The sequence below is a fragment of the Paraburkholderia sp. FW306-02-B genome, from assembly GCF_058782725.1.
In genome coordinates this window covers 195,317-215,442 of record NZ_JBYSXZ010000003.1, presented here as the reverse complement: position 1 = coordinate 215,442, position 20,126 = coordinate 195,317, and the positions used below count along the sequence as shown (strand labels likewise).

Below are 20,126 nucleotides of genomic sequence, written 5' to 3'. Positions count from 1 at the left end.
CGAACACAGACACACCTGGCCATTACCAGCCAACGTAGTTCAGCAAAAGCTCCGCGATCAGCTCACGGCGAACAAGATCCAGCCCCGACAGGTCGGCGAAGCCCCTGATGCCCGCTTTCTCCCACAGAAGAACGCTATCGTGCGAGTTGTAGAACGAATACAGCGCGGCAAGGAAAGTCCGCTCGCCGCTGCTGAGAACACCGAAGGCATCGAGAATGACCGCGCCATTGGGCGCGAGCGCCCATTTGTCTTTCGCCTTCTCAACGGCCTCGCTGGTGCCATCGCCGAAATACACCGGACCGGCGAGCATGACGGCCTGTTTCCACGCCTCAAAAAACCGCGCAGGCGCGGCAGTAAAGTGGGCGTCGCTTTCCTCCTGCTCGCGGCGAAACTGTTCGAGCACTTCGGGGGGGAACTTCGATTCGTCGGTCATAGCGGCAATTCCTGTTGATAAAGGGCAGTGGTCACAGCTTCCACCTGCTCGGCAGACAGCGAAGACACGTCGATGGCCGTTGCGTGTGTGTAGATCATCCCGCCATAGATATCGGCAAGGAGACGCGCTTTCGGGCACAGCGCCCCGTCTTCTCCTGACGTCTGGCGGTTGCGCCACACGTTGATCGCCTGTTCAATCTCGGCAATTGTAAAGGTTGGCATGTCAGACTCCGAAGCCCGCGCGCATGCACGCGGGCGGTTCAGGGTTCAGGTTAGCGGGCGAACAGCACTTCGTAGAGTCCGCCCCGGTCGATCGACATTTCGGCATCCTGCAACTTCGCCACACCGCAGATGAAATCGAACGGGCCGCTGTACGGCAGCATTTCAAGAATCGTCTGATTGCCGAACCATGTGCGCAGCACGTCGCCGCGCTTCAGTTCGCAACCCCGTTTCAGTTCTGTCGTCATGCGGCACGCCCGCGAGTGTGGCGAACCGCTTCGTGAACCGCTACCAGAGGCGCGCGGGGTGGTACGCGGTCAAACTCCGAAAGCGCGGCACGCGCGATCGCGCGAAGCTCTTCGCGGTGCATGTCGACCGCATGACCGTCCCGGTCGAGCATGTTGGCGATGCGGCGCAGTGCGTCGGCCGACATGGCCGCCGCATCCGCCGACAGCGCCATACGGAACAGTTCAGCACGCACGATTTCGCGGTCCCCGTACTGGTAGACGGCCAGCAAAGGCAGAAGTGCGGTCAGCCAGGTTGGGCGAATTTGCGTCATGTCCATTTCTTCCTCACTGATTGTCAGGTAGGGCGAAAGACCCCAGCCCGCAGGCCGGGGCTGGTTGATTAGTCGATAGCGCGGAGAATGTTCGCGGCCTCTGCGTGCTGCGTCGCAAAGGCACGCAGGGAGTGGTAGTGGTCAATGATCCTGTCATCGCCACACTTTTCCGCCAGGTGGCACAGGGCGAACAGCGTGACGACGATCCCGAACGCGTCCGCGCCCATCATGTCGCTGTAGCCGTTCATATGCCACCGCACGTGCACCCGTCCGCAGTTCGAGGGGGCCATATAAAAGCCGCCATTCGACAACTGGAAGAAGTCCCACGAACCGCCGTTGTAGGCACTCGAAAGGCGCGCGGCCCAGTCGTACACCAACGCCTCGCCCTGGAGGTATTGCGCGCCCAGGTAGTGAGGAAGGAAATTCAGACGCAACTCATCAACAACAACGTTTGACGAGATTCTGGTTTCATTATCAATCACGGTTATCTCCGGTTATGGCCATCGCACCACGCGAGGCACAACTTAATTATAGTGGCTTTAAGCCCTAATCAACATGTATTTTTATTTATATTTTAAATCATCGGATAAAATCAATTTAAAATATTAACTGAAATTCCGGATAATTATCTTTGAATAAGGTCTTTAAGCCCTTATAGTGGTTATGTGCCTCGCGTGGTGCGATGGCCATAACCGGAGATAACCGTGGATCAAATCGTTGAAAACCGTACAACCGAAACCGTTCCCGAAAGCAGTTTCGGCAACGACACCCAGATCGAATATGTGCCGCTCGCACTGCTGTGCAAATCACCGCACAACGTGCGCCGCAAAGCGCCTACCGGCATCGAGACACTGGCCGGGAACATCGCTGCGGCGGGCGTCATGCAAAACCTGGTCGCCCACGAGATGAAGGCGCGCGGCAAGCAGCGCAAGCTGGGCGTATGCACGGGCCAGCGCCGTCTGCTCGCACTGGAACTGCTGCGCTCGACTGGCCGGATCGATGACAGCTACCTCGTACCGGTCAAGGTTGTGAGCGAAGCCGATGCCGTCGCCGTGTCGCTGATCGAGAACCAGCAGCGCGAGCCATGCATCCGGCGGACGCCTGCGAAGCATTCCGCCTGCTGGTCAACGAAGGCCGTACCGTGGACTACATTGCGGCGCTTTTCTCGCTGTCTGTAATCCAGGTGCAAAGGCACCTGAAACTTGCGAACGTGTCGCCCCGCCTGATCGACGTCTTTCGCGATGACGGCATGACGCTGGAACAGATCCGCACGCTTGCACTGACGGACGATCACGAACTGCAGGAACGCCTGTGGTTTGACGCCGCCCAGGCGTGGCAACGCAACCCGGCGCAGCTGCGCGACGCGATCACGAACAGCGAGATCGATGTGTCCGATAGCAACCTGGTCGCGTTCGTCACGCTCGACGCGTATGAGGCGGCAGGCGGTCACGTTCGCCGGGACCTCTTTAGCGACGAGCAAAACGCCGGGTATGTGACCGACGCAGAACTTTTGCATCGCCTGGTCGCAGAAAAGCTGGTTTCTGTCGCGCAGACCTTGAGCAACGAGGGCTGGAGTTGGGTCGAAACACGTGTGCGCCGTGACTTTTCCGAAATGGCCCGCTTTGGCCGGCTGCCGTCGGCGTCGCGCGAGTACACGAAGAAGGAAAAGACCGAGCTTCGCGCGCTGAAGAAGGCGAGCGAACAGGCCGCAGCGGAACTGAACGCGTACTACGACGCCGAAGACGAAGCCGAGGACGACGCCCGTCGCGACGCTCTGGAAACCGCAGCGGACGCCGCTTCCTAGGCGCAGGACGACTTTGCCGAACGTCTCGAAATCTGGAGCGACGACCAGAAGGCGCGTGCCGGTGCATTCGTGACACTCGACCATGACGGCAAGGCCGTGATCGAGCGCGGACTGGTCAAATCCGAGGACCGGGCCAACGTGAACCGCGAAGGTGCGACGGCTGCTGACGAACTACCAGCGCCAGCAGAAAAGCCGCTGCACGGCAAAGAACTCAGCAGGCGATTGACGGCACACCGCACCGCCGCTGTCCAGATCGAACTTGCACGGAACCCGGTGGTCGCACTGGCGGTACTGATGCACCGGCTGATCCCGGTTGTGTTCGATGACCGCTATGTCTGCGTCTACGACCAGCATGCCGCCGACGTGCGGGCCACATGCTCACACAACCGCCTGTTGCAGGCAGCGGACGACATGGAAGCCAGCGCGGCATGGAAAGAGATTTCGGCCGAGCGCGAAAAGTGGGCCGCGCTGCTGCCGAAGCGTTTCAGTGATGTGCTGCCCTGGCTGATGACGCAGAGCGAAGACGTGCTGAGCAACCTGTTCGCCTTCTGCGTGGCCGCGACCGTCAACGGCGTGAGCGAATCGGATGGCGCACACCCGGTGAACGTGCTGATGAATCTGCTAAACGTCGATATGACACAGTACTGGACGCCGACGCGAACGAGCTATCTGAACCACGTTTCGAAAGCACGTATCGTTGGCGTGGTAGTGCAAGCGCTCTCCCCCGAAGCGGCGGCACCGCTGGAGAAATTGAAGAAAGACGCAGCGGCAGAGACGGCAGAACGATTACTGGCCGATGCACACTGGTTGCCCGAGGTGCTGGTGAACCGGGAAACGCCCGTCGTATGGGATGACGACGAAGACAAGGAAGAAGAAGCCGCCTAAGCGAGCCGAGCGCCGCGCCCCGGACGACGCTGTACCGGGGCGCTGATCGATACCCGGCTCATTTTCCAGAATCCATTTTTACGCCTTCGGCGCGTCGTTCCCCACGACGCGCTGTTTCTTTTTCTGCAGGCCCAAAGCCATGCGGACCACTGCACTATCGCGCGCGCCGTCGCGCCCGGATCGAGGCGCACGGGGACCCGCGCCGCAGGTGCGGGGAGAGCGCCGACCCGGAGCACAGCGCAGTGGCGATCCGGCTGGGCGCCCGAACACTACGCGGGGACGTTCTCCGCCGCAGCCGCTTTAGCCGCTACCTCCGCGCTGGCCTGCGACTCCGCCTTTTTCTCATTTTCGCGCTCAGCGATGAAAGCGTCACCGCGTTTCTTGAGCGTGTACTGCAGGTCGTCGTCCGTCCTGAACTGATCGAGCGCCCACAGCAGCGCGCCGGTCAGTGTGCCGCGATCCACCGGAAAATCGACCATCGAGACGATGCCGCCGAGTTCGATCAGTTCGCGCGTGCGGGCCTTACGCTGATCCTCGCGCCTCGCGCTCAGCATGCGGGCTGCTTCGGCCTTCATTGCGTCGGCCTTCTGGTTGATCTTTTCAAGTCGGACCAGCTTGTCCAGCTGGCGGGACTCCTGCGCGGTCGGATTCGGAATCGCGGCCAGTTCGACCAGCAACGATTGCGTGGCGGTGGGCGACTTCAAACCCTTGATGTACTGGACGTGTTTCGTGAGCCATTCGGCTTTTGCCATCATTTTTCTCCTGGATCAAATTCACGTTGTATCGAGCGACAGCGCAGGCCGACCATCGGCCCCCTTCCTGTCAAGCCATTCCGGATTATGAAAACCGCAAAAGCGGGCCAGCAAGGAGGCGGCGCCCGGTAGTATCTGGCGAGCAAAGCGAGTCAAAGCGCGCTTCCGCGTTTCTATGCTAGCATAGAAACAGCTTATGATAAGACGAAAGCCCAGTCGCCAATGCCAACGTACCACCTGAGCGTAAAAGCCGGCAGCAAGGCCGCCGCAGGGGAACACGCCAAGTACATTGCGCGGGAGGATCACTACGCCTACATTTCTCGCGGTGGCAAGTTCGAGGAACGCGGCGACCTGAAGATGACCGAGAGCGGCAACATGCCGGCGTGGGCCGCGCACGACGCGAGCATTTTCTGGCAGGCAGCGGACACCCATGAGCGGGCAAACGGTCGGCCGTACACGGAGATCGAGGTTTCGATTCCGCGTGAACTGGACGACGAACAGCGCGTCGCGCTCGTGCGCGAGTTCGTTGAACACACCCTCGGCGAGCGGCACGCGTACACCTGGGCGATCCACAATCCCGCGGCGAGTGATGGACTGGAACAGCCGCATGCGCACATCATGTTCACGGAACGGGTGAACGACGGCATCGCACGCGATCCAGACCACTATTTCAGACGCTGGAATGCGCAGGAACCTGAAAAAGGCGGTGCCGGAAAGGACCGCTACCTGAGCAGCCGGCAGTTTGTTCGCGACGTACGTGAAGAATGGGCCGTCACGGCCAATCACTTCATGGCACGGGCGGGCATCGAGGCCCGAATCGATCATCGCAGTTACCGGACGCTGGGTATCGAGCTGGAGCCGTCCGTTAAAGTGGGCGTCGCGCGGTACGCGGGCGAGCGTGGCGTGATGGCCAGTGTGCTGGAAGAGAATCGCCAGCGCGCTTACCGCAATGGGCAGCGGCTGCTCATCAATCCGGCGATCGGCGTTGCCGCACTGACCATCAATCAGTCCATCTTCTCGCGGCGCGACGTCGAGCAGTTCGTGTTTCGCAACACCGATGGTGCGGAGCAGTTCCGGCAGGTTTACGCGCGGCTGATGAATTCGAAGGAACTGCTCGCGCTCAAGGATTCCGGTCGCAACGGCGAGTGGTTCACGTCGGCGGATCTGCGCGCGATCGAGGTCCGGCTGGTCGAGCGTGCGCGCTCGATGAGTCGCGCCGGCGACGCTGCAACTGGAGACGCCGCGGTGCGCGAAATGCTACGCGCAACCCGGAAGTTCAATGCGGGACAGGATGCGGCTTTTGTCGCGCTCGCCGACGGCGGCCAGCTCGTGGTGGTGAATGGCGCGGCGGGTACCGGCAAAAGCTATGTGCTCGCCGCAGCACGCGAAGCGCTCGAGGCGGACGGACTGCGCGTGTTGGGCGCAGCCCTGCAGGGCAAGACGGCCGACGACATGCAGCGCGACGCCGGCATCGCAAGCCGGACGCTGCACAGTCTGCTTTCCAGCATCGAACGCGGCACGGTCGCGCTGGATGCAAAAACGGTTCTGGTGATCGACGAAGCCGGCATGGTCGGCTCGCGGCAGATGGAAAAACTGCTTGGCCACGCACAGGCGGCCGGGGCGCGTGTGCGCCTGGTGGGCGATGCGTGGCAGCTGCATGCGGTCGACGCGGGTGATGCTTTCCGCGCAGTGTCACGCGAAGCGGCCGCCGCAAACCGGCTCGAAAGCCTGACCGAGATCAAGCGGCAGCACGAGGCCTGGCAGCGCGAAGCGACTACGGCGCTGGCCAGGCACGATGTGCAAACGGCGGTGTCCGCGTATGCGGAGCGCGGTGGCGTACAGCTGTATGCGACCGTCGCCGACGCACGCGAGCAACTGATTGCGCAATGGCAGGATGATCGCCGGAGAAGCCCCGGCACTTCCCAGCTGCTGCTAACTCACACCAACGAAGAGCGCTGCGCGCTGAATGCGCGCGTGCGCGAGTTGCGGTGGGCCGCCGGCGAGCTGGGTGCCGAACAGACCATGCGGGCCGAAGACCGGCACATCGCGGTCGCCGCCGGCGAGCGGATCATGTTCCTGCAGAACGAGCACGTGATGCAGGTTAAGAATGGGACGCTGGGCACGGTCGAGCAGATCGAGGCACCGGCTGACAGGAAAACGGGCGGCGCCGTGCTGCATGTGCGCCTCGATGACGGCCGGCGCCTCGCGGTCGATACGGCGCGGTACGGCCACTTCGATCACGGCTACGCGCTCACGGTCCACAAGAGTCAGGGGGTGACGGTCGATCGTGCGTATGTACTGGCCACGAAGAGCATGCATGCCGAGCTGGCCTACGTCGCGATGACCCGGCACAAGGAAAATCTGACTGTGGCGGCCGGGCGGGACGAGTTTGCCGACGGCGCGGCCCTGATGCGCAGCCTGTCGCGTGCTGACGAAAAATCGTTCAGTGCGCAGCATGAGCTGCGGCCCGAGCGTGATCGCCGGCCAGAATTAGGCTACCGGCACACGTTGAACCAGCGCCGCGTCGAATTCTCGAACGCACCGCGGCCGCGACGGGCAGAAAAGACCCTCGATCGTTCAGTCGAGCAGTATGCCGATGCCCTCTCCGCCGCGGCGGCCGCAAACCGGGCAGGCAAGCCGGTGCCGGCGAAGGATCGCGCGGCGCTGAAGCGGGCGAGTGTTGGACTGAACCGGCTCGATCCGTCAATGCGTCGCGAGATCCGGTACGTGGTCGAGCGGGATGATCGTACCTGGCGTGCGCTCGTAGAGCTCAGCGGCGCCGCGCGGGCGACGGCGCTTGTCAACGAAGTAGCGCAGGCCAGGGCACAGCGCGCCGGCATCGACGCGGGGGGCGCCGGACACCCGCAAGCGACGTCGCCAGCCGCCGCATCCCGGCGTTTCGCCGACCTGACGCCGGAAGAACGCCAGGTTCGGCGCAACGAGTTCAAGGTCCAGCTTCGTGAAGCGGCTGGCCAGCCGGTCGAGCGGAATAAGCCATCGCGTGAGAGTACGGCAACGCGCGGACGTGGCGGGCCAGAGATCGGCGATTAATCCCCGATTATCGGGATAATTGGCCAACGCTGAATGAACCAATTGATTTGCCCACAGCCCGATGTTTGGGCCAATGCCTCATCGCCGCCTCGGAATGGCGTTGTTTATAGCCCGCACCTGATTAAGTGCGGGCTTTTTTCTTGCCGGGTTCGGCGCGAAAATATCCAAATTCACTTGATATTTTCGCGATGGCGGATTATTGCCTTTTCTGCAGACTTCTTGGGGCCTTGTTGGTCAATAACGCTTGCAGGGCAATCGGGCGAGCACGCGAGCGCGTTGATTTACGGGTGTGCCGCAGGCACGCGCGTAAATCTTTTATCGCGCACTTAGGGATTCGGCGGCTGAAGGCCGGCGTAGCCCTTAGTGCCTGCCCCGTAGCAGCCTCGGCGAACGGTTTTAAGTTCATTCTTCCTCTCTGAGGACTGGATAAAAGCGTGCGTAGCACGCGCAGGCCGACGCGCAGCGTCGGGGCGAAGGACCGTAGGTCCGGAGGGTAGGCGCTTTTTCACCGGCCGGTAGTGAAAAGAGACCGTGATTAAGACCCGACAGTTAAATCGCGGCGTTCCCGACACTTATTTGATTGGGCATTGCATCGACTGTGGATAACTCTGCGGGCGGGTTGCGAAATTGCCTTTCAGCCGGTGCCGTGCGTGCGCGAATCCGCCGGAAACGGTCTAGGGGGCGCACGGCGGCCGCTGACCAGCAAAATCCGGGCGAGTCGGTGCCTCGCAGGGCGCGATAGGCAGGTCATGCGGGAGAAGAAGAAGGCTAGCGGCGCGGAGGCGCGAGCTGCTGTCGCGCGAGCCTGAAACAGGTTTCGTGGTCCAAGGAAGGATCGGCCTGTTTGATCTGGCCGGCGCGGATCTGGATCTGCCGCTCGAACTCGGCTTCATCATCGACGACCTTCCCGCGGGACGCCCCGGTCGGGTCGGGTCGTGAACGGTCGGCACGTTCCGCCACACCGTTTTTCAAGCCTGCCAGCCAGAGTTGGCCACGGGCGTGCTCGCGCTCGTCACGTGCATCGCGCCGGCGCTGTTTGAAGTCGGCGGCCGCCCGCATCTGCTGACGGAGCGCCGCCTTGCTACGCTCGTGCCGCAGCCATTTTCCAAGGCCAAACGCGCCGAAGAGCGCCGGCGGCACATACTTGATCGCGGCCAGACCCCTGTAGTTACCATCGTTGATGCGCTCGCAGCGCGGCAGCACCGAGGTCAGCCCAGCCTTCTGCAGGTCGCGCATTGCACGCTCCGCGCGCCGCTGATCAAGTCCAGCCTGCTCGGCCAGAAACGGCAGCGTCAGGTTCTGCATGCCGCCGCCAGTCGACGGAACACCCACGCGCATGGTCAACAGATCGAGGTATTTGAGGCTCGCGCGCAGCAACTGCATGCACGCGACGCTGCGTTCTGTCCGTTGCTGACGCGTCGAACCGTTCGCGCGGTTCAGGCTGGGCAACCACTCGTCGGGCGCCTCGAGATAGCGCCCGAGGCGGTGCATCAGTTCGGTCAGCACGTGTGGGTGTCCGCCCGCCCCGGTACGGGGCGGGTTCGGCAGTCTTGGCGGGAGTGCCGCGACGCGACGTGCGTGCAACCGACCGGACATACCGGAGTAGGTTACGGCGCCGGCGCTGGCATCAGGAACACGGAGGAAAGAAACGGCTTTCGCCTGCATGGCCCTGTCAGATAGGGCGGCGCAGATATTGCGGAAGGAACGGGTACGGGCCGTCCTGCCCGGTTGGCAAGTCGTCGATTCATGCGGTCACTCATTTTTTTACGATCGGACGCCCACGGACGACGCTTGACACAGAGTGAGGAGTTGCTAGAATCGACTTCAATTCGCTGAATCCGATGTCTCTAGCACTTCTGTGCTGGCCGTCATCAAGAACTACCCTCGCTGCCAGGCGGGGGTTTTTCTTTTGTAGGTTCGGTTTTGTCGTGCGCTACGCAGTCCTACTGAACAGAGAATGAAAAATCTTCCGATCGAAGCGGCTCATGACATTTGTTTGCAACAACCACGGTGAGCCGCCGGACAAGTAAACCTCGCCTCACCATGCAGACTCCTGTGCGCCTGACGAAGCCGCCGCATCCCCCGCCGCCGCATTGTCCTCATCCAGTGTTCTGTCCGCACGCTGCAATGACTTCGCGCCGCGGCTTAACGTCGACGGCGGTAGTTCCGGCATCTCCTCGCCTGCACGCCAGATCCACGACGGCATGTCGCTTTCATCAATCAGCGCAGACAGCGCATCCTCGTCTTCCTGTTCGACGCCGGGCGGCTGCACATACAGCGCGACGGGCTTCGGTAACACATCGGCCAGCACCGCGCACGCAAGCGGCTTGTTCTCCGCCAGGTTGTAACGAAGGCCCTTTACGAAGCGGCGCTTGCGCGCCGTGAGCGCATCGAGCATCAGCTTGTCGTAAGCGTGCTCGAATGGAATCCAGTTGGACGACACGACCATGACGGCCAGCGTCTCGATCGTCGCGATGCCGGTCGGGCTCAGCCCGAAGGTTGCAATGAACACGAGGTGCGCGTCCTCGATGCTGTCCCACAGTGCCAGTTCATTCGCAAAACGCTTCTGGAGCCGTCGATGCAGATCCTCACTCAGCATGAACGGAAAGTCCGGAAGGTGTTTTGCGACGATCTTGAAGCCATAGCGCGACTCCGCAATCTCCTTCACTTCCCCAATCGCGATCATCAGTTTGCGTGCTTTCTTGTTGATCGCCAGCTCTGCCATGTGAGCGATGCGGCGCTGTGTAATGCCTGCCGCATGCTCCAACGAGAACGACTCGGGCACATACAGTGACCGCCCCAGCGGCTCCCCCTTGGACACCTTGCCGGCCGCGGCCTGCAGCAGGAATTTGCGCACGATGTACCAGCTGCGCTTGCCCTCCATCGCCGGATACCAGCGATTCAGGCCAGCTTCTTCCCAGAGGTAGTGCAAGGTGCCCCGCAACGTCAGTTTTGCGCCGTCTGTCCGCACCGTGTCGGCCGCCACGTCCGAAGGTGCCGGCGCCGCTTTACCACCGGTCTTTGACAGGCTGAAATCGAGCCTGAGCGTGGTAATACCGTCCTCGATGTTCTCCTGAATAGCCTCACCTTTCACCTCGCCCAATCCGGAGAGTTCCGCCGGCGGCTCGTAGGACGTACAGTCCGGCGCATGTGCGCCCCCCGTATTCGGCATGCGCTTGATCACATAGTGTTCGCCGACTTTCGCGACATACATCGGGACGCCAACCGGCGTACACATACACAGCGGCCGAACCTTCTCGCCGTGCGCATCGGCAAGATACGTCTGCAGGTCACCAGCATTAGCCGCAACAATCACGTCATCGAATCGAAATTCGCTCATAGCGTTACCTCTACCGATGTCGCTACGACTGCGTTGAAGGGAGGGCCGCGCCGATGATGATTGCAGTCGCCCCAGGTTCGCCCTGCGGAGCAGGCGCTGGATTAACAGGTTCAGGCACAGCGATTGACGGAAGCACTTCACGTGGAGGCGCCTCGATGTAGGCAGGCACGCGCACCGGATAGTCACGCACACCAAACCTGATTTTTGCGAGCGGCCAATCCTTGCCGTATTTCAGATATCCGTTCAGGTCGGGCAGGTTCGATAGTTGCGATGACGTGACGACGAGCTCAGGATCGCGCTTACGCTCGCGTGTGTTGATCCGCCACTGGCCCTGCACGCCGATCGGGTGGCGCTCCACTTCGTGCCAGCCGATCATCTCTGCAACGTTCTTGGTTGTCAGTGCATTGGCCCCTCCCAATGCAAGCAGACTGCGGAAACACGAAAGCGTCGCTTTCGCCGGTAGATCTCCCAGTTGCTGATGCAACTGAACCAGATCCTGCAGGTCCCCCACGACGCACAGGCCATGCTTGCGGCCCTTCGATACCGCAGCCTCGAAACTGTAGAGGCGACCGAGGGATGCCAGTTCGTTCTTGAATACCCACAGACGGCGGTCGAACGTCGGCGCCTCACTAAGGATCATCGCGTAGATCAGGTCAAGCCAGACGGGGATCGTCGGACCCAACGCCGTCCGCTGGTCCTCACGCCATGTAATCCAGATGTTCCCGCCGTTTTCGTCGCTCATCCAGTGACGGATCGAGAAATCGCCATCAGGAATGCGACGCAGCGGCCGGATGTACTTGTTCAGCGTAAAGATGATGCTGGCCGTCGCCCTATCCGCATCCTTCGCGAAGAAGCCCACCGAATCCGTATCCTCAAGGTACTTTTGCAACACTGGGCGCTGCTCGCGCACCAGCAAATCAGTGAGCGTCACCATGTCGCGCATGTCGTCGTCCGCGAGCTTGTTCATCGTGTCCGCGAGCAGAGCGCGTGCATAGCCCGCCCACTCTTCGGCCTGATCTCCGTTCTGCGGTGGAATCGCCGAATGTGCGAGCCGTTCGAAGTCGAAACCGTGATCGACCTCGTTGAACAGCGACCAGCCGACGCACCGGGCGTCGTACGGGTTGATCACGATATCGCCAGGCAAATAGAAGCGCGACATAAGCGACCCATTAGGATCGACCACCACCATGCGGTCATCGCGGCGCAGTGCCGATGCGATCAATCCATTAATCGCCTGACTCTTGCCGGACCCTGGCGCACCAACGACTATCAGGTTCTGCGTTTCGAGATCCGTCGGCATCTCGACGCCACATACGGCGACCGGCGCGCGCGGAGCATCGCCATGCTTCACGGCCTGTTTGCGGTACTGGTTGTTATGTCGCGTGATCCGGTTGCTGAGCTGGTGCCGGTTCTCCATCTTCGTGCCACGAATGAATTTGGCGTACCGGTAGCCTTCGAAGCCATTGAACAGGTACTCGTAACACGCCCAGGCGACCCCCGCCGCGAGCGCCGCGCCCGGCACCGCGCCCCAGAACAGTAATGGATCACGCACGGCCGCCATGCAACCGTGAATGATCTCCGCAGGAAACGGCAGAGGCGGATACCCTCCGAGTGTGAAGGACACGCAAAGGCCAAGGACAAGCGCGAGCACTGCGCCCGTCCACTGCATCATCACGACCTCGTGCTTTTGCATGATCAGCCGATCCCGTGTCCTTCACGTTGCTTTCCCGGCCTGATGGCCTCCTTGGCCCGCTCAGAGACTGCCTGCTGGCCGTCGCGCGTAAAGCCGGCCGACTCGCGCAGGTTTCCGAAGAACTCAGCGCGACGCTCGAGCTTTTCGTGTGCATTCAGCTCGGAAAATTTCTTGCGCGGTCCCGCCTCGGCGCGAGCGACGCTGGCACCTTCCGTCTGTTGCACCCTGCCCGCCTCCGCCGACTTGCCGGCCTCCGGCGCACCACGCTCCGCGGCATCCTTGGTCTTATTACGGCCAAGAACCTTGAAGCCCTTTACCGCGTCTAACGTCTGCTTCCCTACCGCCGCAGCTTCCGTCGCATTGGTGGCCTTTGCCACATCAGGCCCGCGCTTTGCGGCGTCGATCGCGACTACGTTCGAGCGCGCCGCACGAACATCACCGCGCCTCTCAGTTGCCCGCGGCGCTATCCCGGCCGATGTCGCCCTTCCCGCATTCGGTCCCGCGAAGAACGCGGCACGGGCGCGTTCAATCTCGGCCCTATCGGTACCGGTCGCGCCTTGCTCCTTGCGGGCAAGACGGTCGCGCACTCTTCCCACGGCCATCTCCGCCACCTCGGGGCTGGATTTCGTCCTGGCCGCATACTCCTGGACCGCTTCCGTAAATCGCTCCGGGTCCTTCAATCTTTCAAACGACAGATCCATCGGCGCGGCCTGCTTTCCGGTGGTCGCCGATGACCCTGCTTGCGCCGCCTGATCAGCGGCCACGGCCACACCGGCCGCGACCTCCACTACACGGTCTGCGGCCTTCTGCACAGCTGGCGCGGCCTGCTCCGCGACGGGCCGCGCTGCGATCTTCTCCGGCCCTTCGATCGCACGGCGCACCTGCGCCCGTAGTGCCTGCTCCTGCGCATCGAGCTTGATCTCGGCAAGCTCCAACTCACGATTGCGGGCTTCCAGCGATTTCGCCCAGCCATCGAGCGTCTTGGGGTAGGTGTGCGTGGCGCCCTTGTCGTCGACCCGCGCCTGCGCTTTCGCGAACATGTCGGCAACTTCCTGCCGGCTCCACTCACGCTGCAAATTCAGATCCTTGTTCGCGTGCAGGATCTCGGCGGTCTTCTTCGCGTCGATCAACGCCAGCTTGTTCAGACCCGACAGAAGCGACGCCCGATCGGTAATCTGCTCGGCCCGCTGTGCCTGCTCGACTTCTTTTTCGGCTAATGCCTGCTCGAGCGCACCCCGCATCGCGGCCGTGTCGATCAGTTCACCCTCTTTCAGGCCGAAGCGTGTCTTGAGCGCCTTGGCATCGGTCGCGAGCTGCTTGTCTTCACGGCGCTGCTGGTCCTCGCGCTCGACTGCCTGCGCGACTGCGTGAGGCTCCCTTTTAAGCCAGTCCTGCCGGTATGCGAGATTCTTCTGGCGGGCCTCGAGATTCGCGCGACGCTGCGCGAGCGCCTGTTCCTGCTCCGCAAGCTGTTGCTGACGCTCCTTGTCGCTAAACCGCAATACGGTGTCTTCAAACATAAAAACCTCCGTCAGTTCGACGCCTGCCCGGACCAGGGGCGCCCTTGATTAAACCGGCTTTGCCAGTGCTGCTGATACGCCTGCGCGACGACCGGCACATGCCACATCACCACAGCGTTTTCGCTGTTGTACCTGGCCGCCGACGTTGTGTAATTGAAGCTGCCCGTCTCGACCGATTCACCGTCGATCACCATGAATTTGTCGTGATGGATCGGATACACGTCGATCGTCCGGACACCGACGCCCGCACCCGACAGAAGATCGAGCGCGATGCGGCCTTTGCCGCTGCGATCCTCAACCAGGTTGCTCTTCCTATCGGCAACCACCGCCACGTCAACGCCGTGCCGATGCGCTTCGATCAGCGCCTTAACGACCGCCGGCGATGTGAAGCTATACGTCGACAGGTGAATCGAGTGGCGAGCCGTGCAGATGGCTTTAAGCACAAGCCGCTCGGCAGAACCTTCCGGCGAAAAACCCGTGTCAATTGCGGGACCGTCAGGGGCTACGCATGCCGCTTGAGCACTGCTCGAGTAGGTCAGAAGGGGGAAGGCAAGAACCGCCAGGACCGACGTGACGGCTGCAGATCTGAGAGAGCGATAGAGCCTGCTCATCCTCGCCCTCACCGGCCCTGACCCAATAACTCGACGTGCTTCGCGACGGCGACGTCAACACTCGCAAAATTGCCCTGTGTCTCGCCACCGTGCCAGAGAATGTGTCTAGGCTTACCCTGAATAATGCAGCTAGCAATTCGCCATCCAGTCGGATGAACCAGTTCATACGGACCAACCCGTGTCCAACCATGCGCTGCCGCGTAAGTCATCCCCGCCACCCTGTCAGTAATGAATTCGTGTCTGGAACTGGCCGGCCTCGTACACGTCGACCGCGTTCGGCGATTGCGGCTGTTGCCAGACGATGTGGTCATACACAGTGACGGTGACTGGATCCCCGTCGTATCCGCCACCGTCCCGCCCGTTTCGCGAGCTCACAGCTAACGCATCGCCCGAGGGATCGCCATACACCTGATACGCACCGACCTGGCTGCCCACACAGGCCTGCGGCCCGTAATACGCGTAACCGCTATTGAGATCCGCCACGGAAGGCTTCGGCGCTCCGACCAGTGCAAAACCGCTCATGCCGCTGTACGGACGAGCTCCGGCCTTGCGTTGCCCTTCGGCCACCCAGGCACCGGTCGCCGCGGCCGTCGTGCCAGCAGGGCATGGGTCATAAGGCGTGTTGTTCTGACGGACAGTCATGTCCGAGTCTTTACACTGGGGCCAGCCGCGCCCGTGGCGGAGGTCGTCCATCAGATGATCCATTGCCGGCCCGCAGGTAGACGGTGCCCACGGCCCGCCATTCGATGCCGGGCTGCCCAGACAGATCACAATGCGGCATCCGTAGTCGTCGTCGGCACGGGCTACGTTGGCGTGACCGCCTGAAGCGAGCGTAAATACAAGCAGCATCAGCCGGATTCTGTTTTCCATCGTCATACCCCACCCCCTTTCCAAGTAAGCGCGCTGCGCCCGGTCCTCATGTATCGCCAGGCACTCCGCGTATTGCGCACGGCCAGACCCAACAAACAGAACGGCGACGCGGCCACCGCGCCCAACCACATCAAGGCAAGCACGGGCGGCAGCAGGACCCAGCCACCGCTCTCCCGCGCCAGCCGAGCCACCAGATAAAAAGACATAGGCACCATGAGGGCCGCGAATTGCACTCCGGCCCCAGGCTGGTGATGCCACCATTGCGATGCAGCCACGGCCGCCGTGACGGCGTAGCCGTCCAGCACCAGGGCGGCAGCCAGCATCCGATACCGGTTATTGATCATCGACCGCTCCGGTTGCCCGCACTGCCTTGCGCGTATCGCTCACCTGGCCATTGGCCTGACCGTCTTCGTCGTCGTCCCCATAGGTCGTGAACCAGTCGTCTTTGGCCGCAGACTTTGCGGCGCGCTCCGGCCGTGCCGCTGCGCGTCGTGCGGGTCCACCTGCAGGGCGAACGTCTGGAACAACCTCGATCGGCTGCGCCCCCTGCACACCGGACGCCGGGACGGCAGCCGCCACCTTTTGGGCATAGGCGGCGCCCCGCGTCAGATCGCCGCTGTAATAGCAGGAGAGCGCCGCACGTACCGCGTCATCAGCCTGCGCAAATTGCGGCTTCGCGCGGGCATAGCACGCTTTAAGAATCGCAGCGCCGGTCTTGAGGTTCGTGCATGGCTCGAAAATGCTCTCTGTCGTCTGTCCGTAACGCGCCAGATTGTGTACGTTGACCTGCACCAGTCCCATGCTGTAATTCCAGCCGCCGGCGTCAAGCGCCTTGACGGTGGCCAGCGCTTCCGGAAGGTTCTTTGGCTGTCGGGCAAGATGGCCACCGACGACGCCGATCGCGAACGGATTGCCGCTGCTCTCGACTGTCGCCACGCGCCCCAACAGCGCGTGATGAACGTCAGGGGCGCACTCCTGGGCCAGCGAGACGAAGGACGCTGCAACAGGTGGGGACGCGACCTGCATATCCGCTTGTGACGCTCGAGCGCAAAGCAGCATCAGACTCAGCGCCAGAGGCACGACGAGTGATTTAATGGGAGACATAGAGCACCTTGCTAATTCCCCGTACCCCATCGTCATAGCGATGCATCTGCACCACGACGTCGATGAGACTGCGGGCATAGTCGATAATCTCGGCACGCTGCAAGGTCGAGCCGAAGCGCATGACCATCTGCGCGAGTCGTTCAAACATGTGCTCGGGGCTGGTTGCATGCAGCGTCGTCATCCAGCCACCGTGCCCGGAATTCAGCATTTCGAGCGCGACGTAGGCTTCAGCGCCACGCAGTTCGCCCGGAATCACACGATCAGGCGAAAGCCGCAACGACGCTTCCATTAACTCAACTGGCGTCACATTTGCCGTGCCCTGATTCCCCCGCGAATACAGCAGGTTCACCGTATTGGCCTGCGGCGGCCGCAGCTCGCGCGCATCTTCAATCGTCACGATCCGCTCAGCTGGCGAGATCTCTTTCAGAAGCATGTTGATGAACTCCGTCTTGCCAGCAAAAGTTGGTGCGCTCACAACGATGTTCTTTTTCGCCTTGACGGCGAGTCGCAGGAAGGCCGGCCACGCACGATCCCGATAAAGCGATATCAGTTTCCTGTCGATGTCTTCCGAATCCGCTAACGGTTCATTGACCCGATCAAAAGCCCTACTCTCCTCGTAGTACTGCATCGTCAGATCGAGCGTCGAGGGTTTGCGGATCGCGATCGCGATCGTGTGGGCCGGCACCGCTGGGGGTTGAACAACCTGGATCCGGAAATCGCGGTTGCCCGGCCCCGTCAGTTCCGAAGGGATCGAGGCCGCGAGAAGCGGGCGCTGCGCATCTGTCTCCTGGTCCGAGTGATGCGCCACGAGCTCGGCAAAGTCCCGCAACGTGCTTTCGGTTAATACTGGCGTATCCACTCGCTCCATGAAGCGCATGCCCTTCCGGCCGGCCCATACGACGCCTGGACCATTCACCGCGATCTCCGAGACATCGGCGTCATCAAAAAGCGGCCGGATGGATTCGGTGCGGTTGAAGAATGCCGGCACAATCGACATGTCAGCGCCCCCGGATGCGTTCGGCGCGAGCCACCGCGCCGGCCTGTTGTACGGCAGGCCGATCGAGGCACACCTGCGCTTCGAAACACTGGCGGGCAACGGCCTTAAGCTTTGCCTGCGCAAGCATCAGGTACCTTCCGCCATCCCGCGCGAAGTCCCTGAATATCTGTGCCTGCAACGCATCGGCAACCGCGTCGTCCAGCTGGCGGCGCAGTTCGCCTGCGGCGACTTCGCGTTGAACGTGCGAGATATCTGTTGCCATCAATCCACCTCGCCGTCCGGCTTGCAGTAGTCGGAAAAGTCCAGCTCGTGCTCGACCTGAATGCGCACGCGCGTGCCCTGGTCGTTTTTGAGCGTCGGCGGGATGTTGACGTAGCCGCCCAGCAGCTGCTGCGAAGACTGGGCCATCGACGACTGGACGTTCTCGCGGTACATCGCAGATGAGTTATTGCGGTCCGAGGACGACACCCCGTAATTCGATGCGCCCGCGCCAAGGATTGCCAACGCCGCACTCATGCCGAGGATCTGGCCAACGTGGTTATCAACGTCGGCATCGATTCCCGCCGATCCGAGCTGATCGGCAACCGGTGAGTCAACATGGATCTTGACGCCATCCGGACGCAAGGCGACGGCGCTTGCAATGAAGGTTCGTTCCTGCCCCTTGCGCACAGACGAATTCGGTTTGCCTGTAATGCGCGTGCCCCACGGCAGCAGCGCAATCCTGCCCTGCTCCCCATAAGCATCCCGATCCAGCATGATCGTGATGGAACCAGGCAGGTCCGAGATAATGCGCGGCACCAGATGGCCCTCGAGGATTGCCCCCGGCTCCATCTTGCATTGCAGGTTGTCGATCTTTTGCGCCTTGGACGTGGAGTCGTCGGCGCTCGAAACACTGCGCGCGAAGGCCGAATTCGGATCATTCGGGCCATCACCGCCAGAACGGCGGCCCAGGCCTGCCTCACCCGGCTGTGCATCAGCGGAAGCGGCGCCTGCGTCGTCCGAACCATCGCCGCCCGTGTCTGAACCAAATAGACCCGACTTCATCCGCGCCTCGTGCATTGCCTCGGCTTTTCTGCGTGCCTGCTCAGCTGCTGCGGCCGCCTGACGTTGACGCTCCGCAGCCCGTCGCGCTTCGTCCGGATCGACGCCCGAGCTTGCCGCTGGTGCCGACGCAGCTGCCGCCATCGACGCCGGAAGTTTCTGCCGGCCAGCATCCAGCGGCGCGGCCTTCGTCGTGTCTTCGTCGATCTTCGGCTTGTCGGAACTGCTCGATGGCGCCGGCGCGTCATGCTTCATCGCGTAGAAGCCACCGGCACACAACAAGAACAGAATCGCGCCGGCGACCGTGAAAAAAGTCTGACGCCGGCCGCGGGCAGGATCGGCCGCGAGCGACGTCTGCCTTAGCGCATCAGCTGCGCGCCGGCGCTCGTTCAGGCTGTCGCCTGCATTGCCCGGCTCGCCCCCTGGCTGCCCGCTGTCACGAGGCAGATCATTCGGGTTATCAGGCGTATTCAATTTCCGCCTCCCCAGGGTGACCGCTGCGCCTGCGTCGCCGCACCCTGTTGCGACCGGATCACGCACAAGGTGCGATCGCCATCGCGCAGCGTAAAACGGTCAGCCATCTGCTCGATCACCAGGTATGGCCCTTCCCTGCGCATGGGCGCAAGCGCCTCGGTGCCGTCCCGGTCAACGACGTAAATGCTCGGCTTGGGCTTGCCGATCGTGGTCAGAAAGTAAGTGAACTGCCCGTCGTCAAAAACGCGCTGCAGGCCGAACGAATTTTCGTCACCCGACACCTGATAATTCTTGTTGACCATGCGGGGCTGCGAATACGATGCGTCAGAGACGCCGCCCGAATCATCGCCCCATCCATCGTTTCCGTCAGCCGGATACAGGAAGCGCACCGCATAGGTCGCGCGTTCCGGATTCTTCGAACTGGACAGGCGGAAGTAATAGACGTGGTTGCTGGTCGTGACCGTCAGATTGGTTCTCACATCAGGCTCGACCGGCTTGAGCACAAGATGATTGCGAAACTTCAGGACCTGCCAGCCAATTGAATCGCCGATCGCCTTGTTAAGGATCTTCTCCCCAGGCGCGAATTCGATCGTCGTCGCGTAACCATAGACGCCCGTGATTTCGTAGACCTGATTCGGATCGAACTGAAGCTGGCATACCCGGTTGTCCGTGATCACGCAGCGTGGATTTTTGGCGGCTTGTGCATTCACACCCATAAAGGCGCACGCAATACCCACTGACCATGCCAGCATGCCGTGGCGAATCGTCTTCATG

Annotated in this window: 22 protein-coding genes; 5 read left to right on the top strand and 17 right to left on the bottom strand. The window is 61.9% G+C overall.

Annotated elements, in window-relative coordinates:
• Positions 1 to 22 precede the first annotated feature (22 nt).
• The 5 genes from AC3WOG_RS36770 to AC3WOG_RS36750 all read right to left on the bottom strand — a co-directional run bounded on the left by AC3WOG_RS36770 (position 23) and on the right by AC3WOG_RS36750 (position 1,692).
• On the bottom strand, positions 23 to 433 hold the full coding sequence (locus tag AC3WOG_RS36770; RefSeq protein ID WP_492582757.1) for a hypothetical protein: 411 nt from the start codon (positions 431 to 433) through the stop codon (positions 23 to 25).
• The gene (locus tag AC3WOG_RS36765; protein WP_492582756.1) at positions 430 to 654 is read right to left on the bottom strand and encodes a DUF3717 domain-containing protein; all 225 of its coding nucleotides are present in this window, start codon (positions 652 to 654) and stop codon (positions 430 to 432) included. Before AC3WOG_RS36765 ends, AC3WOG_RS36770 begins: the two co-directional genes overlap by 4 nt.
• 50 nt (positions 655 to 704) lie before the next feature.
• On the bottom strand, positions 705 to 899 hold the full coding sequence (locus tag AC3WOG_RS36760; RefSeq protein ID WP_492582755.1) for a hypothetical protein: 195 nt from the start codon (positions 897 to 899) through the stop codon (positions 705 to 707).
• Positions 896 to 1,216: a hypothetical protein gene (locus tag AC3WOG_RS36755; protein ID WP_492582754.1), complete on the bottom strand. Its 321-nt coding sequence runs from the start codon at positions 1,214 to 1,216 to the stop codon at positions 896 to 898. Before AC3WOG_RS36755 ends, AC3WOG_RS36760 begins: the two co-directional genes overlap by 4 nt.
• A gap of 62 nt (positions 1,217 to 1,278) precedes the next feature.
• Complete coding sequence (locus AC3WOG_RS36750; RefSeq protein WP_253045726.1) at positions 1,279 to 1,692, bottom strand: antirestriction protein; 414 nt, start codon at positions 1,690 to 1,692, stop codon at positions 1,279 to 1,281.
• A gap of 222 nt (positions 1,693 to 1,914) precedes the next feature.
• Here AC3WOG_RS36750 and AC3WOG_RS36745 point away from each other — a divergent pair, with 222 nt between their 5' ends.
• The 3 genes from AC3WOG_RS36745 to AC3WOG_RS36735 all read left to right on the top strand — a co-directional run bounded on the left by AC3WOG_RS36745 (position 1,915) and on the right by AC3WOG_RS36735 (position 3,899).
• Positions 1,915 to 2,388, top strand: a complete 474-nt coding sequence (locus AC3WOG_RS36745) for a ParB/Srx family N-terminal domain-containing protein (protein ID WP_492582753.1) — start codon at positions 1,915 to 1,917, stop codon at positions 2,386 to 2,388.
• Positions 2,295 to 3,014: a ParB/RepB/Spo0J family partition protein gene (locus AC3WOG_RS36740; RefSeq protein ID WP_492582752.1), complete on the top strand. Its 720-nt coding sequence runs from the start codon at positions 2,295 to 2,297 to the stop codon at positions 3,012 to 3,014. Before AC3WOG_RS36745 ends, AC3WOG_RS36740 begins: the two co-directional genes overlap by 94 nt.
• A gap of 69 nt (positions 3,015 to 3,083) precedes the next feature.
• A complete protein-coding gene (locus AC3WOG_RS36735) occupies positions 3,084 to 3,899 on the top strand; it encodes a hypothetical protein (RefSeq protein WP_492582751.1) in 816 nt (271 codons plus the stop codon).
• Positions 3,900 to 4,168: 269 nt separating this feature from the next.
• Here the strand turns inward: AC3WOG_RS36735 and AC3WOG_RS36730 are convergent, their stop codons facing one another.
• Positions 4,169 to 4,654 (bottom strand): conjugal transfer protein TraD, encoded by a 486-nt coding sequence (locus tag AC3WOG_RS36730; RefSeq protein ID WP_492582750.1) that lies wholly within the window; start codon positions 4,652 to 4,654, stop codon positions 4,169 to 4,171.
• Between the two features lie 219 nt (positions 4,655 to 4,873).
• Between AC3WOG_RS36730 and AC3WOG_RS36725 the strand changes: the two genes are divergently transcribed.
• Entirely contained in the window at positions 4,874 to 7,702 is a 2,829-nt protein-coding gene (locus AC3WOG_RS36725) for an AAA family ATPase (protein WP_492582749.1), read from the top strand.
• Positions 7,703 to 8,470: 768 nt separating this feature from the next.
• On the opposite strand, the gene AC3WOG_RS36720 is transcribed toward AC3WOG_RS36725, so the two are convergent.
• The 9 genes from AC3WOG_RS36720 to virB11 all read right to left on the bottom strand — a co-directional run bounded on the left by AC3WOG_RS36720 (position 8,471) and on the right by virB11 (position 17,837).
• Positions 8,471 to 9,208 carry a hypothetical protein gene (locus AC3WOG_RS36720; protein ID WP_492582748.1) on the bottom strand — a complete coding sequence of 246 codons (738 nt, stop codon included), beginning with the start codon at positions 9,206 to 9,208 and terminating at the stop codon, positions 8,471 to 8,473.
• Positions 9,209 to 9,740: 532 nt separating this feature from the next.
• On the bottom strand, positions 9,741 to 11,042 hold the full coding sequence (locus AC3WOG_RS36715) for a DUF1173 domain-containing protein (RefSeq protein ID WP_492582747.1): 1,302 nt from the start codon (positions 11,040 to 11,042) through the stop codon (positions 9,741 to 9,743).
• A gap of 22 nt (positions 11,043 to 11,064) precedes the next feature.
• A complete protein-coding gene (locus AC3WOG_RS36710) occupies positions 11,065 to 12,735 on the bottom strand; it encodes a type IV secretion system DNA-binding domain-containing protein (RefSeq protein WP_492582746.1) in 1,671 nt (556 codons plus the stop codon).
• Positions 12,736 to 12,737: 2 nt separating this feature from the next.
• Entirely contained in the window at positions 12,738 to 14,255 is a 1,518-nt protein-coding gene (locus AC3WOG_RS36705; RefSeq protein ID WP_492582745.1) for a hypothetical protein, read from the bottom strand.
• Between the two features lie 11 nt (positions 14,256 to 14,266).
• Positions 14,267 to 14,698 carry a phospholipase D family nuclease gene (locus AC3WOG_RS36700; RefSeq protein WP_492582744.1) on the bottom strand — a complete coding sequence of 144 codons (432 nt, stop codon included), beginning with the start codon at positions 14,696 to 14,698 and terminating at the stop codon, positions 14,267 to 14,269.
• 390 nt (positions 14,699 to 15,088) lie between these two features.
• Positions 15,089 to 15,736 carry a hypothetical protein gene (locus AC3WOG_RS36695; protein WP_492582743.1) on the bottom strand — a complete coding sequence of 216 codons (648 nt, stop codon included), beginning with the start codon at positions 15,734 to 15,736 and terminating at the stop codon, positions 15,089 to 15,091.
• Positions 15,737 to 15,738: 2 nt separating this feature from the next.
• A complete protein-coding gene (locus tag AC3WOG_RS36690; RefSeq protein WP_492582742.1) occupies positions 15,739 to 16,080 on the bottom strand; it encodes a hypothetical protein in 342 nt (113 codons plus the stop codon).
• Positions 16,070 to 16,840, bottom strand: coding sequence for a lytic transglycosylase domain-containing protein (locus AC3WOG_RS36685; protein WP_492582741.1), 771 nt, complete (start codon positions 16,838 to 16,840; stop codon positions 16,070 to 16,072). Before AC3WOG_RS36685 ends, AC3WOG_RS36690 begins: the two co-directional genes overlap by 11 nt.
• The gene (gene virB11, locus AC3WOG_RS36680; protein WP_492582740.1) at positions 16,827 to 17,837 is read right to left on the bottom strand and encodes a P-type DNA transfer ATPase VirB11; all 1,011 of its coding nucleotides are present in this window, start codon (positions 17,835 to 17,837) and stop codon (positions 16,827 to 16,829) included. The genes AC3WOG_RS36685 and virB11 overlap by 14 nt, the downstream gene beginning before the upstream one ends.
• Here virB11 and AC3WOG_RS36675 point away from each other — a divergent pair.
• Positions 17,836 to 18,129 carry a hypothetical protein gene (locus AC3WOG_RS36675; RefSeq protein WP_492582739.1) on the top strand — a complete coding sequence of 98 codons (294 nt, stop codon included), beginning with the start codon at positions 17,836 to 17,838 and terminating at the stop codon, positions 18,127 to 18,129. The genes virB11 and AC3WOG_RS36675 overlap by 2 nt on opposite strands.
• Here AC3WOG_RS36675 and AC3WOG_RS36670 read toward each other — a convergent pair.
• Complete coding sequence (locus tag AC3WOG_RS36670) at positions 18,099 to 19,418, bottom strand: TraB/TrbI/VirB10 family type IV secretion system protein (RefSeq protein WP_492582738.1); 1,320 nt, start codon at positions 19,416 to 19,418, stop codon at positions 18,099 to 18,101. The two genes, AC3WOG_RS36675 and AC3WOG_RS36670, sit on opposite strands and share 31 nt — an antisense overlap.
• Positions 19,349 to 20,125, bottom strand: a complete 777-nt coding sequence (locus tag AC3WOG_RS36665; RefSeq protein WP_492582737.1) for a TrbG/VirB9 family P-type conjugative transfer protein — start codon at positions 20,123 to 20,125, stop codon at positions 19,349 to 19,351. Before AC3WOG_RS36665 ends, AC3WOG_RS36670 begins: the two co-directional genes overlap by 70 nt.
• Position 20,126: the final 1 nt, after the last annotated feature.